At 56.0% G+C, this 15,678-nt stretch carries 15 protein-coding genes; 12 read left to right on the forward strand and 3 right to left on the reverse strand.

The annotated features are described in order from the left end of the window. Window positions 1–11 precede the first annotated feature (11 nt). From ubiJ to tatD, 6 genes are all read left to right on the forward strand, one after another. Window positions 12–617, forward strand: a complete 606-nt coding sequence (ubiJ, locus tag AC0TNG_RS02005) for a ubiquinone biosynthesis protein UbiJ (protein WP_061716323.1) — start codon at window positions 12–14, stop codon at window positions 615–617. After that, window positions 614–2,254, forward strand: a complete 1,641-nt coding sequence (ubiB, locus tag AC0TNG_RS02010) for a ubiquinone biosynthesis regulatory protein kinase UbiB (RefSeq protein WP_024907999.1) — start codon at window positions 614–616, stop codon at window positions 2,252–2,254. The genes ubiJ and ubiB overlap by 4 nt, the downstream gene beginning before the upstream one ends. A gap of 76 nt (window positions 2,255–2,330) precedes the next feature. Continuing rightward, window positions 2,331–2,585 (forward strand): Sec-independent protein translocase subunit TatA, encoded by a 255-nt coding sequence (gene tatA, locus AC0TNG_RS02015; RefSeq protein WP_024908000.1) that lies wholly within the window; start codon window positions 2,331–2,333, stop codon window positions 2,583–2,585. 3 nt (window positions 2,586–2,588) lie between these two features. Then, the gene (gene tatB, locus AC0TNG_RS02020) at window positions 2,589–3,131 is read left to right on the forward strand and encodes a Sec-independent protein translocase protein TatB (RefSeq protein WP_473712429.1); all 543 of its coding nucleotides are present in this window, start codon (window positions 2,589–2,591) and stop codon (window positions 3,129–3,131) included. Window positions 3,132–3,133: 2 nt separating this feature from the next. Further along, window positions 3,134–3,904: a Sec-independent protein translocase subunit TatC gene (gene tatC, locus AC0TNG_RS02025; protein WP_032646063.1), complete on the forward strand. Its 771-nt coding sequence runs from the start codon at window positions 3,134–3,136 to the stop codon at window positions 3,902–3,904. A 41-nt stretch (window positions 3,905–3,945) separates the two neighbouring features. Next, window positions 3,946–4,728 (forward strand): 3'-5' ssDNA/RNA exonuclease TatD, encoded by a 783-nt coding sequence (gene tatD / locus AC0TNG_RS02030; protein ID WP_473712430.1) that lies wholly within the window; start codon window positions 3,946–3,948, stop codon window positions 4,726–4,728. Here the strand turns inward: tatD and rfaH are convergent. Then, window positions 4,725–5,216 carry a transcription/translation regulatory transformer protein RfaH gene (gene rfaH / locus AC0TNG_RS02035; protein ID WP_023309605.1) on the reverse strand — a complete coding sequence of 164 codons (492 nt, stop codon included), beginning with the start codon at window positions 5,214–5,216 and terminating at the stop codon, window positions 4,725–4,727. The genes tatD and rfaH overlap by 4 nt on opposite strands. A gap of 173 nt (window positions 5,217–5,389) precedes the next feature. Here rfaH and ubiD point away from each other — a divergent pair, with 173 nt between their 5' ends. Together ubiD and fre are read left to right on the forward strand one after the other, a co-directional pair. Further along, window positions 5,390–6,880: a 4-hydroxy-3-polyprenylbenzoate decarboxylase gene (gene ubiD, locus AC0TNG_RS02040; RefSeq protein ID WP_196243980.1), complete on the forward strand. Its 1,491-nt coding sequence runs from the start codon at window positions 5,390–5,392 to the stop codon at window positions 6,878–6,880. Between the two features lie 42 nt (window positions 6,881–6,922). After that, on the forward strand, window positions 6,923–7,624 hold the full coding sequence (gene fre, locus AC0TNG_RS02045; protein ID WP_008501516.1) for an NAD(P)H-flavin reductase: 702 nt from the start codon (window positions 6,923–6,925) through the stop codon (window positions 7,622–7,624). A 161-nt stretch (window positions 7,625–7,785) separates the two neighbouring features. Here the strand turns inward: fre and fadA are convergent, their stop codons facing one another. Together fadA and fadB are read right to left on the reverse strand one after the other, a co-directional pair. After that, on the reverse strand, window positions 7,786–8,949 hold the full coding sequence (fadA, locus tag AC0TNG_RS02050; protein ID WP_024908004.1) for an acetyl-CoA C-acyltransferase FadA: 1,164 nt from the start codon (window positions 8,947–8,949) through the stop codon (window positions 7,786–7,788). A gap of 9 nt (window positions 8,950–8,958) precedes the next feature. Then, a complete protein-coding gene (gene fadB / locus AC0TNG_RS02055; RefSeq protein WP_473712431.1) occupies window positions 8,959–11,148 on the reverse strand; it encodes a fatty acid oxidation complex subunit alpha FadB in 2,190 nt (729 codons plus the stop codon). Between the two features lie 190 nt (window positions 11,149–11,338). Here fadB and pepQ point away from each other — a divergent pair, with 190 nt between their 5' ends. The 4 genes from pepQ to hemG are packed head-to-tail and all read left to right on the forward strand — an operon-like array spanning window position 11,339 to window position 15,331. Next, entirely contained in the window at window positions 11,339–12,670 is a 1,332-nt protein-coding gene (gene pepQ, locus AC0TNG_RS02060) for a Xaa-Pro dipeptidase (RefSeq protein ID WP_473701827.1), read from the forward strand. Continuing rightward, complete coding sequence (locus AC0TNG_RS02065; protein WP_024908007.1) at window positions 12,670–13,284, forward strand: IMPACT family protein; 615 nt, start codon at window positions 12,670–12,672, stop codon at window positions 13,282–13,284. Before pepQ ends, AC0TNG_RS02065 begins: the two co-directional genes overlap by 1 nt. A gap of 39 nt (window positions 13,285–13,323) precedes the next feature. Next, window positions 13,324–14,775, forward strand: a complete 1,452-nt coding sequence (gene trkH / locus AC0TNG_RS02070; RefSeq protein WP_023309600.1) for a Trk system potassium transporter TrkH — start codon at window positions 13,324–13,326, stop codon at window positions 14,773–14,775. A 10-nt stretch (window positions 14,776–14,785) separates the two neighbouring features. Further along, a complete protein-coding gene (gene hemG, locus AC0TNG_RS02075) occupies window positions 14,786–15,331 on the forward strand; it encodes a menaquinone-dependent protoporphyrinogen IX dehydrogenase (RefSeq protein WP_024908008.1) in 546 nt (181 codons plus the stop codon). Window positions 15,332–15,678: the final 347 nt, after the last annotated feature.

Genomic DNA, 15,678 nt, shown 5'->3' on the forward strand with positions numbered 1-15,678 from the left:
GGAGGTGTCCCGTGCCCTTTAAACCCTTAGTCTCCGCAGGCATCGAGAATGTACTGAATGCTTTCCTGTATCGCGCTCCGGCGCTGAAAGCTGCGCGTCAGCGGCTAAACGGGAAGGTATTGCGCATTGTTTTAAAAGAGTTATCGACGCCGCTTGTACTGGTCTTCAGCGAACGCCAGCTTGACGTACTGGGGGAGTGGGAAGGTGAAGCCGACTGCTCGGTCATCACGCACATGAGCGTGCTGCCAAAACTGCGCGATCGCCAGCAATTAACGGCGCTTATCCGCAGCGGTGAGCTGGAAGTGGAAGGCGACATTCAGGTCGTGCAGAACTTCGTTGCGCTCACCGATCTGGCGGAGTTCGACCCGGCAGAGCTGCTCGCGCCTTTTATCGGCGACATCGCCGCTGAAGGCATCGGGAAAGTCCTTCATGGTGGCGCCTCCTTTGCGCGTAAAAGCCTGCATCGTCAGCAACGCTATGCGGCGGAAGTGCTGACGGAGGAGTGGCGAATGGCACCCGGGCCATTGGAAGTGGCGTGGTTTGCGGAAGAGACCGCTGCTGTTGAACGTGCGGTTGATGCGTTAACCAAACGGCTGGAAAAACTGGAGGGCAAATGACGCCTGGTGAAATTCGGCGCCTCTATTTTATTATTCGCACCTTTTTGAGCTACGGGCTCGACGAGCTTATCCCCAAAATGCGTATCACGCTGCCGCTTCGTATCTGGCGGCGGATGCTGTTCTGGATGCCCAATCGCCATAAAGGTCAACCGCTGGGTGAGCGTCTGCGTCTCGCGCTGCAGGAGCTCGGTCCGGTTTGGATTAAATTCGGACAGATGTTGTCGACCCGCCGCGATCTCTTCCCGCCGCTTATTGCCGATGAGCTCGCGATGCTGCAGGATCGCGTCGCACCGTTTGACGGTGCGCGCGCGAAAAAGCAAATTGAAGAGGCGATGGGAAATGTACCCGTCGAGACCTGGTTTGACGATTTCGACATTCACCCACTGGCATCGGCCTCTATCGCGCAGGTGCATACCGCACGTCTGAAAGAAAACGGCAAAGAAGTCGTTATTAAGGTCATTCGTCCGGACATCCTGCCCATCATCAAAGCGGACATGAAGCTGATTTATCGTCTGGCGCGCTGGGTGCCGCGCTTGCTGCCGGACGGGCGTCGCCTTCGTCCACTGGAAGTGGTGCGGGAATACGAAAAAACGCTGATTGATGAGCTTAACCTGCTGCGTGAATCGGCAAACGCTATTCAACTGCGTCGCAACTTTGAAAACAGCCCGATGCTCTACGTACCTGAAGTCTATTCTGACTACTGCAGCCAGAACATGATGGTGATGGAGCGTATCTACGGTATTCCGGTTTCGGATGTGGTGGCCCTGGAGAAGCAGGGAACGAACATGAAGCTGTTGGCCGAGCGTGGGGTACAGGTCTTCTTTACCCAGGTGTTCCGCGACAGCTTTTTCCATGCGGACATGCATCCGGGCAATATCTTCGTGAGCTACGAACACCCTGAGGATCCGAAGTACATCGGTATCGACTGCGGGATTGTGGGGTCGCTGAACAAGGAAGATAAACGGTATCTGGCAGAGAACTTCATCGCGTTCTTCAACCGCGACTACCGTAAGGTGGCCGAGTTGCACGTCGATTCCGGCTGGGTGCCGCCTGACACCAACGTCGAAGAGTTCGAGTTCGCGATCCGGACCGTTTGTGAACCGATTTTTGAAAAACCGCTGGCGGAAATCTCCTTCGGGCACGTGCTGTTAAACCTGTTCAACACGGCTCGCCGCTTTAATATGGAAGTTCAGCCACAGCTAGTTTTACTTCAGAAAACATTACTTTACGTTGAGGGTGTAGGCCGACAGCTCTATCCTCAGTTAGACTTGTGGAAGACCGCGAAACCTTTCCTTGAATCCTGGATTAAGGATCAGGTTGGCATTCCGGCGCTGGTGCGCTCGCTGAAAGAGAAAGGCCCGTTCTGGATAGAAAAAATGCCTGAAATTCCTGAACTGGTTTATGACAGTTTGCGTCAGAGCAAGAACCTTCAGCACAGCATGGATAAAATCGCCCGCGAGCTTCAGTCCAGCCGGGTTCGCCAGGGCCAGTCACGCTATCTCTTTGGGATTGGCGCAACGCTGCTGCTGAGCGGTACGCTGCTGCTGATCAACCGTCCGGACTGGCAGATGATGCCCGCCTGGCTGATGGCCGCCGGGGTGGTTGTCTGGCTTGCCGGATGGCGAAAAACGCGCTGAGTTTGCGTCGCTATCGACGGGTCGCATACGTATAATGCGACCTGACTAATTAATCATCTATCCCTGAGGAACATGTATGGGTGGTATCAGTATCTGGCAATTGTTGATCATTGCCGTCATCGTCGTGCTGCTGTTTGGCACCAAAAAGCTCGGTTCTATTGGTTCCGATCTGGGCGCGTCTATCAAAGGCTTCAAGAAAGCGATGAGCGATGATGAGAGCAAGCAGGATAAAACCAGCCAGGACGCTGATTTTACTGCTAAGTCCATCGCCGATAAGCAGGAAGAAGCCAAAAAGGAAGACGCTAAACGCCACGATAAAGAGCAGGTGTAAGTCGTGTTCGACATTGGTTTTAGTGAGCTCCTGCTGGTCTTTGTGATTGGCCTGATTGTGCTGGGGCCGCAGCGTCTGCCGGTGGCAGTGAAAACCGTTGCGGGCTGGGTTCGTGCGCTGAGATCGCTGGCATCGACCGTTCAGAATGAGCTGGCGCAGGAGCTTAAGCTGCAGGAATTTCAGGAAAGCCTGAAAAAGGTTGAGAAGGCGAGCATGGATAACCTGACGCCGGAACTGAAAGCGTCAATGGATGAGCTGCGCGAAGCGGCGGAATCGATGAAGCGCTCCTATAGCGTTAACGATCCTGAAAAAGCGAGCGATGAAGCGAATACCATCCATAACCCGGTGGTGAAGGGCAGCGAGGAGCAGCGCGAGGGCGTAACGCCTGCCAGCGCAGAACATCAGGCTGCCGCGCCAGAACAGACGCCGCAGGAAACCGAAGTGAAAAAACAGGTGCAGCCGGAAGAGCCGGTGGCAAAAACGGTGGAAGTGAAGCCCGCTGCGTCCGTTTCCGAATCATCCCCCTCGTCGAGTGATAAAGCGTAAACATGGCAGTAGATGATACTCAACCGCTGATTGCGCACCTCATTGAGCTGCGTAAGCGCCTGTTAAACTGCATTATTGCGGTTTTACTCATATTTCTGTGCCTGGTCTATTTTGCCAACGATATCTATCAGGTGGTCTCTGCACCGCTGATCAAGCAGATGCCGCTGGGCGCAACGATGATTGCAACAGACGTTGCTTCTCCGTTCTTCACCCCCATCAAGCTGACCTTCTGGGTGTCGTTGATTGCCTCAGCGCCGGTCATTCTTTATCAGGTGTGGGCGTTTGTGGCGCCAGCACTGTATAAGCACGAACGCAAGCTGGTGATCCCGCTGCTGGTGTCCAGCTCGCTGCTGTTCTACATCGGCATGGCGTTTGCCTATTTCGTTGTCTTCCCGCTGGCCTTCGGCTTCCTGACGCATACCGCGCCGGAAGGGGTCCAGGTGTCGACGGATATCGCCAGCTACCTCAGCTTTGTGATGGCGCTGTTTATGGCGTTTGGCGTGGCATTCGAAGTGCCGGTGGCCATTGTGCTGCTTTGCTGGGTAGGGGTAACAACCCCGGATGACCTGCGTAAGAAGCGTCCGTATATCCTGGTGGGCGCCTTTGTGGTCGGCATGCTGCTGACACCGCCGGATGTGTTCTCGCAGACGCTGCTGGCCATACCGATGTACTGTCTGTTTGAGGTTGGCGTCTTCTTCTCGCGTTTCTACGTGGGTAAAGGACGTCGAGCGGATGATGAAGACGATACGTCCGACAAGACCACTGAAGAGTAAAACCAGCCGCCCGTCAGGGCGGTTGTTATATGGGGATTTGCATGTTTGATATCGGACTCAATCTGACCAGCTCGCAGTTTGCGAAAGATCGTGATGAGGTAGTTGCGCGTGCGTTTGCTGCCGGGGTGAAAGGGCTGCTGCTGACGGGCACCAACCTGCATGAGAGCGAGCAGGCGCAGCAGCTGGCGCAACGCTACGATCGCTGTTGGTCTACTGCTGGTGTACATCCTCACGACAGTAGCCAGTGGACCCCGGAAAGTGGCGACACCCTGTACAGGCTGGCGAAGACGCCAGCCGTTGTGGCGATCGGCGAATGCGGTCTCGATTTCAACCGTAACTTTTCCACGCCTGAAGAGCAGGAAAAGGCGTTCACTGCCCAGCTTGCGCTGGCGGCAGAGCTTGGAATGCCCGTATTTATGCACTGCCGCGACGCGCATGAGCGTTTCCTGGCACTTCTGGATCCGTGGCTGGAGAAACTGCCCGGCGCGGTACTCCACTGCTTTACCGGTTCACGACAGGAAGCGCTGGATTGCCTGAAGCGAGGGCTTTATCTGGGTGTTACTGGCTGGGTTTGCGATGAGCGTCGCGGGCTCGAACTTCGGGAGCTGTTGCCAGCGATCCCGGCTGACCGGTTGCTCCTTGAAACCGATGCGCCCTATCTGCTACCGCGCGATATGAAACCCAAACCGGCATCGCGGCGAAATGAGCCCGCGTATCTGGGGCACATTGTTGAGAGTGTTGCGAAGTGGCGCGGAGAGGATCCGCACTGGCTTTCAGCGCAGACGGATAACAACGCGCGTAATCTGTTCGGGATAAACGTTTAAAGTTTGCGGAAGTCGGTGTTTTTAACGCTCTGCAGCACCTGCTTGTTGAGCAGATTGAGCAACAGCATAGAGCGCGCTTCCCCGTCCGGCTCGGCAAAAATCGCCTGCAGGCCTTCGAAAGCGCCTTCGGTAATTACGACGCTATCGCCCGTGTAAGGGGTTTCGGGGTCGGTGATCCCTTCAGGCTGTTGATAAATCGACAGCTGATGAATGACCGTCGACGGAACCGTTGCCGGGTGAGCACCAAAACGAACGAAGTGGCTGACGCCACGCGTTGCGCTGATGGTGGTGGTGTGGATGACTTCCGGGTCGAACTCCACGAACAGGTAGTTCGGGAACAACGGCTCACTGACGGTTGTGCGCTTCCCGCGCTGCATTTTTTCAAGCGTGATCACGGGTGTCAGGCAATTTACAGACTGACGTTCAAGATGTTCCTGCGCGCGCTGAAGTTGCCCGCGTTTGCAATACAGTAAATACCAGGCCTGCATAATCACTCTTTCCCTTAGTTCGGGGCGCAAGCATATCAAAACCCTGGCGGGATCGCTAAGTTGATTATAATGGGCGAAAATGGGACAGAACGCATAACTTCACGCTAATTTAACAAAATTACAGCATCAAGCAGGCTTAGGCCGTATAATGAAGCGCTTACAGAGAGGCCATGATTAACTGCATGAAATACCACGATCTCCGCGACTTCCTGACGCTGCTGGAAAAGCAGGGTGAACTCAAACGTATTACACTTCCTGTTGATCCTTATCTGGAGATGACAGAAATTGCTGACCGCACCCTGCGTGCCGGTGGCCCCGCGTTACTGTTTGAAAATCCGAAAGGGTACTCCATGCCGGTACTGTGCAACCTGTTTGGTACACCGCGTCGTGTTGCACTGGGGATGGGTCAGGAGGACGTCACGGCGCTGCGTGAAGTCGGTAAGCTGCTGGCCTTCCTGAAAGAGCCGGAGCCGCCGAAAGGCTTCCGCGATCTGTTCGACAAACTGCCGCAGTTTAAGCAGGTGCTGAACATGCCCACCAAACGCCTGCGCGGCGCGCCGTGCCAGCAGAAGGTGCTGGAAGGCGATGCGGTTGATCTGACCAAAATCCCTGTCATGCAGTGCTGGCCGGAAGATGCCGCGCCGCTGATCACCTGGGGACTGACCGTCACGCGCGGCCCGCACAAAGAACGCCAGAATCTCGGTATTTACCGCCAGCAGTTGATTGGCAAGAATAAGCTCATTATGCGCTGGCTGTCGCATCGCGGCGGCGCGCTGGATTTCCAGGAGTGGTGTGCTGCGCATCCGGGTGAACGTTTCCCGGTGTCCGTTGCGCTGGGCGCCGATCCGGCCACCATTCTCGGGGCCGTCACGCCCGTACCGGATACGCTCTCGGAGTATGCCTTTGCTGGCCTGCTGCGCGGAACGAAAACCGAAGTCGTGAAGTGTATCTCTAACGATCTTGAAGTCCCGGCCAGTGCAGAAATTGTGCTGGAAGGTTACATTGAGCAGGGGGAAATGGCGCCAGAAGGCCCTTACGGCGACCACACCGGCTATTACAACGAAGTGGATAACTTCCCGGTGTTTACCGTGACGCACATTACGCAGCGTGAAGATGCGATTTATCACTCCACGTATACCGGGCGTCCACCGGACGAACCGGCGGTGCTGGGCGTGGCGCTGAATGAAGTGTTTGTGCCGATCCTGCAAAAGCAGTTCCCGGAAATAGTTGATTTTTATCTACCGCCTGAAGGATGCTCGTATCGCATGGCGGTGGTCACGATGAAGAAGCAGTATCCTGGTCATGCTAAACGCGTGATGATGGGCGTATGGTCTTTCCTGCGCCAGTTTATGTATACCAAATTTGTTATTGTCTGCGATGATGACGTTAACGCCCGCGACTGGAATGACGTAATCTGGGCCATTACCACGCGAATGGACCCGGCGCGCGATACGGTGTTAGTCGAAAACACGCCGATTGATTACCTGGATTTTGCCTCGCCGGTTTCCGGTCTTGGCTCAAAGATGGGACTGGATGCCACAAATAAATGGCCTGGCGAAACCGACCGTGAATGGGGTCGCCCGATCAAAAAAGATCCTGCTGTGACCGCGCGCATTGACGCGATCTGGGACGAGCTGGCCATAATGAATAACGGTAAACCCTGAGCTGACCGTTAAGCCCTATAGACTTCCCGACAGAGAGAGCGAATGACAACCTTAAGCTGTAAAGTGACCTCGGTAGATGCCATCACCGACACCGTATATCGCGTCCGTTTAGTGCCAGAAGCGCCATTCTCTTTCCGCGCGGGTCAGTACCTGATGGTTGTGATGGATGAGCGTGATAAGCGTCCTTTCTCTATGGCCTCAACGCCGGCGGAACAGGAATTTATTGAGCTTCATATTGGTGCGTCAGAGCTTAACCTGTATGCGATGGCGGTGATGGATCGCATCCTGAAGGAACGTGAAATCGTGGTGGATATTCCGCACGGTGATGCGTGGCTGCGCGATGACGAAGACCGTCCGCTGATCCTGATCGCTGGCGGTACCGGCTTCTCTTATGTGCGCTCTATTCTGTTGACCGCCCTGGCGCGTAACCCTGACCGTGATATCACGATCTACTGGGGTGGCCGTGAAGAGAAACACCTGTATGACCTGTCTGAACTGGAAGCGCTGAGCGTCACCCATCCTAACCTGCGCATTGAGCCGGTGGTTGAGCAGCCGGAAGAGGGCTGGCGCGGGCGTAGCGGTACGGTGCTGACGGCGGTGCTGCAGGATCACGGTACGCTGGCTGGGCACGATATCTATATCGCTGGCCGTTTTGAGATGGCGAAAATTGCCCGCGATCTGTTCTGTAACGAACGTGATGCGCGTGAAGACCGCCTGTTTGGCGATGCGTTTGCCTTCATTTAAATAAAAAACCCGCCCCTGACAGGCGGGAAGAACGGCAACTAAACTCTCTCTCTTCGCCAGTGACGCCACTGGCGGCGAGGTACCTCTCGTAGGCCGGGAAAGCGCAGCGCCTCCCGGCAAAAGCCCGATGGCGCGATGCTTATCGGGCCTACGTATTAGACCTACACTCTCTCAAACACCGTCGCGATACCCTGACCTAGCCCGATACACATCGTTGCCAGACCAAACTGGGCATCTTTGCGTTCCATCAGGTTGATCAGCGTCGTGCTGATACGCGCCCCGGAACAGCCCAGCGGGTGACCGAGGGCGATCGCGCCGCCGTTGAGGTTAATCTTCTCGTCGATCTGCTCCATCAGCCCCAGATCTTTAATGCACGGCAGGATCTGCGCGGCGAAGGCTTCATTCATCTCAAACAGATCGATGTCGCTGGTGGTTAATCCCGCTTTTTTCAGCGCCAGCTTCGAGGCCGGAACCGGGCCGTAACCCATGATTGAAGGATCGCAGCCCACAACCGCCATCGAACGTACCCGAGCGCGAGGGGTTAAGCCCAGCTCGCGGGCACGGCTTTCGCTCATCACCAGCATCGCCGCGGCACCGTCGGACAGGGCGGACGACGTTCCCGCCGTGACCGTACCGGTGACCGGATCAAACGCCGGGCGCAGGGTAGACAGCGCTTCGACCGTGGTTTCCGGGCGGATGACTTCGTCGTAGCTGAACTGCTTCAGTACACCGTCTGCGTCGTGACCGCCGGTCGGGATGATCTCATTCTTAAAGGCACCGGACTGCGTCGCCGCCCATGCGCGAGCGTGAGAGCGCGCGGCAAAGGCATCCTGCATTTCACGGCTGATGCCGTGCAGACGAGAAAGCATCTCGGCGGTCAGACCCATCATCCCCGCGGCTTTCGCCACGTTACGGCTCATCCCCGGGTGGAAATCGACCCCGTGGCTCATCGGCACATGGCCCATGTGCTCAACGCCGCCCACCAGACAGGCCTGCGCATCGCCGGTCATGATCATGCGCGCCGCGTCGTGCAGCGCCTGCATTGACGAACCGCACAGGCGGTTCACGGTGACGGCCGGAACCGAATGCGGGATCTCCGCCAGCAGCGACGCGTTACGGGCGATGTTGAAACCTTGCTCCAGGGTCTGCTGCACGCAGCCCCAGTAGATATCGTCCAGCGCAGCAGGATCCAGCGCCGGGTTACGCGCCAGCAGGCTACGCATCAGATGCGCGGAGAGGTCTTCCGCACGCACGTTACGGAATGCACCGCCTTTTGAACGGCCCATCGGGGTGCGAATCGCATCAACAATGACAACCTTTTCCATTGTGACTCCTTAAGCCGTTTTCAGTTCGCCAACCGGACGGGCTGGCTCAACTGCTGGATAGTAGGGTTCGTTATGGCGCGCTTTGTTACGCAGCCCTTCCGGCACCTCATAAAGCGGGCCGAGGTGCTGATACTGCTGAGCCATATCGAGATAGCGGGCGCTGCCGAGCGTGTCCAGCCAGCGGAACGCGCCGCCGTGGAACGGAGGGAAGCCCAGGCCGTATACCAGCGCCATATCCGCTTCCGCCGGGCTGGCGATAATGCCTTCTTCGAGGCAACGCACCACTTCGTTGATCATCGGGATCATCATGCGGGCGATGATCTCGTCGTCGGTGAAGTCGCGTTTCGGCTGACTGACATCGGCCAGCAGGCTATCCACCGCCGCGTCTTCTTCTTTCTTCGGTTTGCCCTTGCTGTCTTCTTTATAGCGCCAGAAGCCCAGGCCGTTTTTCTGGCCGAAGCGGTTAGCGTCGAACAGCGCGTCAATGGCGTCGCGATAATCTTTCTGCATACGCAGCGGGAAGCCTGCCGCCATCACCGCCTGAGCGTGGTGGGCGGTATCAATGCCGACCACGTCCAGCAGATACGCCGGGCCCATCGGCCAGCCGAACTGTTTTTCCATCACTTTGTCGATTTTGCGGAAGTCCGCGCCGTCGCGCAGCAGCTGGCTGAAACCGGCGAAGTAAGGGAAAAGCACGCGGTTGACGAAAAAGCCCGGGCAGTCGTTAACGACGATCGGCGTTTTGCCCATCTTGCTTGCCCATGCCACCACTTTAGCGATGGTTTCGTCGGAGGTTTTTTCCCCACGGATCACTTCGACCAGCGGCATACGGTGTACCGGGTTGAAGAAGTGCATCCCGCAGAAGTTTTCCGGACGCTTCAGCACGCTCGCCAGTTCGCTGATTGGAATGGTGGAGGTGTTAGAGGCCAGCACGGTATCCGGGCGAACCTTGTCTTCCGTTTCCGCCAGCACCGCTTTTTTAACTTTCGGGTTCTCGACGACGGCTTCGACCACCACGTCGACACGGTCGAAACCGCTGTATTCCAGCACGGGCTGAATGGTGGAGATCACGCCTGCAAGCTTCAGCCCGTCAATTTTTCCGCGTTCCAGCTGTTTATTCAGCAGCTTGGCCGCTTCGGTCATGCCCAGCGTCAGGGATTTCTCGCTGATGTCTTTCATCACTACCGGCACGCCTTTCCAGGCCGACTGGTAAGCGATGCCGCCACCCATAATGCCCGCGCCGAGTACCGCCGCATGTTTTGGCGTCTCAACGTTTTTGGTCAGCTGTTTGGCTTTGCCTTTCACGAACTGATCGTTAAGGAAGATACCGACCAGCGCGCGGGCTTCATTGGTGTGCGCCAGCGGGACAAAGCTCTGATTTTCGAGCTTCAGCGCGTCATCGCGTCCGAGACGGGCAGCCGCTTCAATGGTTTTCACCGCCGTGATTGGCGCCGGGTAGTGTTTACCCGCCGTCTGCATCACCATGCCTTTGGCGATGGTGAAGCTCATGGTGGCTTCAATCTTGCTGAGTTTTAACGGTTCCAGCTTCGGCTGGCGTTTGGCTTTCCAGTCGAGATCGCCGTTAATCGCCTGACGCAGAATGGCGACAGCACCTTCAACCAGCTTCTCAGGTTTCACAACGCCGTCGACCAGACCGATTTTCTGTGCCTGTTCTGCGCCGACATCTTTACCCGCGGCAATGATCTCCAGCGCGCTGTCGGCACCCAGCATGCGCGGCATACGGACGGAGCCGCCAAAGCCCGGCATGATGCCCAGCTTGGTTTCCGGCAGGCCGATGCGCAGGTCCGGTGTCGCCAGGCGATAGTCTGTCGCCAGCACGCACTCGCAGCCGCCGCCCAGCGCATAGCCGTTAACGGCGGAAATGGTCGGGACAGGCAGATCTTCCAGACGATTAAAGACGCTGTTGGCAAAGTGCAGCCACTGGCTCAGCTGTTCTTCCGGGACCAGGAACAGCGAAAGGAACTCGGTGATATCGGCACCGACGATAAAGGCCGCTTTGTTCGAACGCAGCAGCAGCCCTTTTAATTCAGGTTGTTTTTCAAGAACATCCAGCGCCTGGCCAAGACTGGCCACCGTCGCGGTATCAAGCTTGTTCACTGAGCCGGGGGCATCGAACACCAGTTCGGCAATGCCATCTTCCAGCCAGTTGAGGTACAGGGTGTCGCCTTTGTAGAGCATGTCAGTCTCCTGAATCCAGCAATTGGATCTGGTCATACCAGATGAATCGGAGTGTGGGATTTATGTTAATAAAATGCAAATTACTCATTAAGAAAATGCTGCATTGATCACGGTCGGTGGAAATCACGCAGCCGGAGTGAGGTGTGCTAAGATGCGATGACTTGAGGTCAAAAAAACGAAAGGAAGAATGATGGACTCACTGGCTTCGCTTTATAAAAATCATATCGTTACCCTACAAGAACGTACCCGCGATGTACTGGCCCGCTTTAAGCTGGATGCGCTGCTGATCCACTCCGGCGAGCTGATGAATACCTTTCTGGATGACCACGCTTATCCGTTTAAGGTGAACCCGCAGTTTAAAGCCTGGGTACCGGTGACGCAGGTTCCAAATTGCTGGCTGCTGGTGGATGGCGTGAACAAACCGAAACTGTGGTTCTACCTGCCGGTCGATTACTGGCACAACGTAGAACCGCTGCCGACCTCTTTCTGGACGGAAGAGGTTGATGTGATTGCACTGCCGAAAGCGGACGGTATTGGCGGCCAGCTGCCTGCCGCACGTGGCAACATCGCCTATATTGGCCCTGTTCCGGAGCGTGCATTGGGCCTGGATATTGCGGCAGACAAACTCAACCCGAAAGGGGTGCTGGATTACCTCCACTATTACCGCGCATATAAAACCGACTATGAACTTTACTGCATGCGTGAAGCGCAAAAAACGGCGGTGAATGGTCACCGTGCCGCGCACGAAGCGTTCCAGTCGGGGATGAGCGAGTTCGACATCAATCAGGCCTATCTGACCGCGACAGGTCACCGTGATACCGACGTGCCGTACAGCAACATTGTCGCGCTCAACGAGCACGCGTCTGTGCTTCACTACACCAAACTGGATCACCAGGTTCCGTCGGAAATGCGCAGCTTCCTGCTGGACGCAGGGGCAGAGTATAACGGCTACGCGGCTGACCTGACCCGTACCTGGGCGGCGAATGCGGACACCGATTTCGCGCAGCTGATTAAAGACGTGAACGATGAACAGCTGGCGCTGATTGGCACCATGAAGGCGGGTACCAGCTATGTGGATTACCACATCCAGTTCCATCAGCGCATCGCAAAACTGCTGCGTAAGCATCAGATTGTGAAAGACATGAGCGAAGAGGCGTTGGTTGAGAACGATCTGACCGGGCCATTCATGCCGCACGGTATCGGCCATCCGCTGGGCCTGCAGGTTCACGACGTTGCGGGCTTTATGCAGGATGATACCGGTACACATCTGGCGGCACCGTCTAAATATCCTTACCTGCGCTGCACCCGTATTCTGGAGCCGCGTATGGTGCTGACGATTGAGCCGGGGATCTACTTTATCGAATCCCTGCTGGCGCCGTGGCGTGAAGGCCAGTTCAGCAAGCACTTCAACTGGGAAAAAATTGACGCGCTGAAGCCGTTTGGCGGTATTCGTATCGAAGATAACGTGGTGGTTCACGAAAACGGTATCGAGAATATGACGCGAGATCTGAAGCTGGCCTGATGGAAAGCTGGCTGATACCGGCTGAACCGGTCACCTTTGTTGAGGAAATCAAGAAAAGCCGCTTTATTACGCTGCTGGCGCATACCGATGGCGTAGAGGCGGCAAAAGCGTTTGTCGAGTCCGTCCGGGCTGAGCATCCTGACGCCCGTCACCACTGCGTGGCGTGGGTAGCAGGGCCGCCGGACGATTCGCAGCAGCTGGGGTTTTCCGATGACGGTGAACCGGCGGGCACGGCCGGTAAACCCATGCTCTCCCAGCTAATGGGCAGCGGCGTGGGCGAAATAACCGCCGTGGTGGTGCGCTACTACGGCGGCATTTTGTTAGGCACCGGTGGGCTGGTTAAAGCCTATGGTGGGGGCGTACAGCAGGCGCTTAATATGCTGGTCACTACCCGCAAAACGCCGCTTACCGAATATACTTTATTATGCGATTACGCCCAGCTATCGGGTATTGAAGCGCTGCTGCGGCAGTTTAACGGTGTCATCGCACACAGTGAATATCAGGCAATGGTGCAATTACGCGTGGCGCTTCCTCAGGCGGAACTGGCTGCTTTTTCAGCAAAACTGGCTGATTTTAGTCGTGGTTCGTTGCAATTGCTGCCGATTGAAGAATAATCCCCACCTCACTTTTGAATACCAAAGGAAGCGGCAGAGATGCATTTTCGTGCCATAACCCGAATCGTTGGACTGCTGGTCATACTCTTTTCCGGGACGATGATTCTCCCTGGACTGGTGGCGCTTATCTACCGGGACGGCGCGGGGCGGGCATTTACCCAGACCTTCTTTGTCGCGCTGGCGATTGGCTCGCTGCTGTGGTGGCCAAACCGTCGCCAGAAAGGTGAGCTGAAATCTCGCGAAGGCTTTTTGATTGTGGTCCTGTTCTGGACGGTGCTGGGGAGCGTTGGTTCGCTGCCCTTTATCTTCTCTGAACAGCCTAACCTGAGCATCACGGATGCCTTTTTTGAATCCTTCTCCGGTTTAACGACCACCGGGGCGACGACGCTGGTGGGGCTGGATTCACTTCCGCACGCCATTCTCTTTTATCGCCAGATGCTGCAGTGGTTCGGGGGGATGGGGATCATCGTCCTGGCGGTGGCCATTCTGCCTATTCTGGGCGTTGGTGGGATGCAGCTCTATCGCGCCGAAATGCCCGGACCGCTGAAAGATAACAAGATGCGCCCGCGTATTGCTGAGACGGCGAAAACTCTCTGGCTTATCTATGTCTTGCTGACGGTGGCCTGTGCGCTGGCGCTATGGTTTGCCGGGATGCCCGCTTTCGACGCCATCGGACACAGCTTCGCGACGATTGCTATCGGCGGGTTCTCCACCCACGATGCCAGCGTCGGCTACTTCGACAGCCCAACGATTAACACGATTATTGCCATTTTCCTGCTGATCTCTGGCTGTAACTACGGCCTGCACTTCTCTTTACTGAGCGGGCGCAGCCTGAAGGTGTACTGGCGTGACCCAGAGTTCCGCATGTTCATTGGCGTCCAGCTGACGCTGGTGATCATCTGTACACTGGTATTGTGGTTCCATGATGTCTATAACTCCGCGTTGACCACGCTAAACCAGGCCTTCTTCCAGGTAGTATCGATGGCGACGACCGCCGGGTTTACCACGGACAGCATCGCGCGCTGGCCGCTGTTCCTGCCGGTGCTTCTGCTCTGTTCCGCGTTTATCGGCGGCTGTGCGGGGTCGACGGGCGGTGGCCTGAAGGTGATCCGTATTCTGCTGCTGTTCAAGCAGGGCAACCGTGAGCTGAAACGCCTGGTCCACCCGAACGCGGTCTACAGCATCAAGCTGGGTAACCGCGCGCTGCCGGAACGTATCCTCGAAGCGGTGTGGGGGTTCTTCTCGGCGTATGCGCTGGTCTTTATCGTCAGCATGCTGGCGATTATCGCGACGGGAGTGGATGATTTCTCCGCCTTTGCTTCCGTTGTCGCAACATTGAACAACCTTGGGCCTGGCCTGGGGGTTGTGGCGGATAACTTTGCCAGTATGAACCCGGTCGCGAAATGGATCCTCATCGCCAATATGCTGTTTGGTCGTCTTGAGGTCTTTACGCTGCTGGTGCTGTTCACCCCTACATTCTGGCGCGAGTAAGGAGCCGTTGATGAAAACACTGATTCTTTTCTCTACGCGAGACGGGCAAACGCGTGAGATTGCCGCGTATCTGGCATCTGAATTAAAAGAGCTGGGGATTTACTCGGATGTGGTGAACCTAAACCGTGTTGAGCAGATAAGCTGGCAGGATTACGACCGCGTGGTAATTGGTGCTTCTATTCGTTACGGGCATTTCCATCCGGCGCTGGATCGTTTTGTGAAAAAGCACACGGCGGTGCTCAATAAACTGCCCGGTGCATTTTACTCGGTCAATCTGGTCGCGCGTAAACCCGAGAAGCGCACGCCGCAGACCAACAGCTACACGCGCAAGTTTTTACTCAGCTCGCCGTGGCAGCCTGAACTGTGCGCTGTCTTTGCCGGCGCGCTGCGCTACCCTCGCTACCGCTGGTATGACCGCTTTATGATCCGTCTTATTATGAAGATGACGGGGGGCGAAACCGACACGCGTAAAGAAGTGGTTTATACCGACTGGTCGCAGGTAGCCAGTTTTGCGCGAGAAATCGCACATTTAACGGACGATTCGCGACATAAATAAGCGTTAAGTTTGAAAAGTGAGCGAACGAAAAGTTTTTTGTATTTTGTGCTTGTCACTTCAGAATAACTCCCTATAATGCGCCTCCACTGACACGGAACAACGGCACACACGCCGCCGGGTCAGCAGAGAAAAGCGAAAATAAACGCTTGACTCTGAAGCGGGAAAGCGTAATATGCACACCCCGCGCCGCAGCGAAAAGCGAAGCGGCACTGCTCTTTAACAATTTATCAGACAATCTGTGTGGGCACTCAAAGTGACATGGATTCTTAACGTCCTCGGACGAAAAATGAATACCAAGTCTCTGAGTGAACATACGTAATTCATTACGAAGTTTAATTCACGAGCAT

It is taken from the genome of Enterobacter sp. PL_is514 (assembly GCF_055816715.1).

Coding starts and splice junctions, on each gene's coding strand:
- ubiB (WP_024907999.1), top strand. CDS start 614: ATGACGCCTGGTGAAATTCGGCGCCTCTATTTTATTATTCGCACCTTT.
- tatA (WP_024908000.1), top strand. CDS start 2,331: ATGGGTGGTATCAGTATCTGGCAATTGTTGATCATTGCCGTCATCGTC.
- tatC (WP_032646063.1), top strand. CDS start 3,134: ATGGCAGTAGATGATACTCAACCGCTGATTGCGCACCTCATTGAGCTG.
- tatD (WP_473712430.1), top strand. CDS start 3,946: ATGTTTGATATCGGACTCAATCTGACCAGCTCGCAGTTTGCGAAAGAT.
- rfaH (WP_023309605.1), bottom strand. CDS start 5,216: ATGCAGGCCTGGTATTTACTGTATTGCAAACGCGGGCAACTTCAGCGC.
- fre (WP_008501516.1), top strand. CDS start 6,923: ATGACAACCTTAAGCTGTAAAGTGACCTCGGTAGATGCCATCACCGAC.
- fadA (WP_024908004.1), bottom strand. CDS start 8,949: ATGGAAAAGGTTGTCATTGTTGATGCGATTCGCACCCCGATGGGCCGT.
- fadB (WP_473712431.1), bottom strand. CDS start 11,148: ATGCTCTACAAAGGCGACACCCTGTACCTCAACTGGCTGGAAGATGGC.
- pepQ (WP_473701827.1), top strand. CDS start 11,339: ATGGACTCACTGGCTTCGCTTTATAAAAATCATATCGTTACCCTACAA.
- AC0TNG_RS02065 (WP_024908007.1), top strand. CDS start 12,670: ATGGAAAGCTGGCTGATACCGGCTGAACCGGTCACCTTTGTTGAGGAA.
- trkH (WP_023309600.1), top strand. CDS start 13,324: ATGCATTTTCGTGCCATAACCCGAATCGTTGGACTGCTGGTCATACTC.
- hemG (WP_024908008.1), top strand. CDS start 14,786: ATGAAAACACTGATTCTTTTCTCTACGCGAGACGGGCAAACGCGTGAG.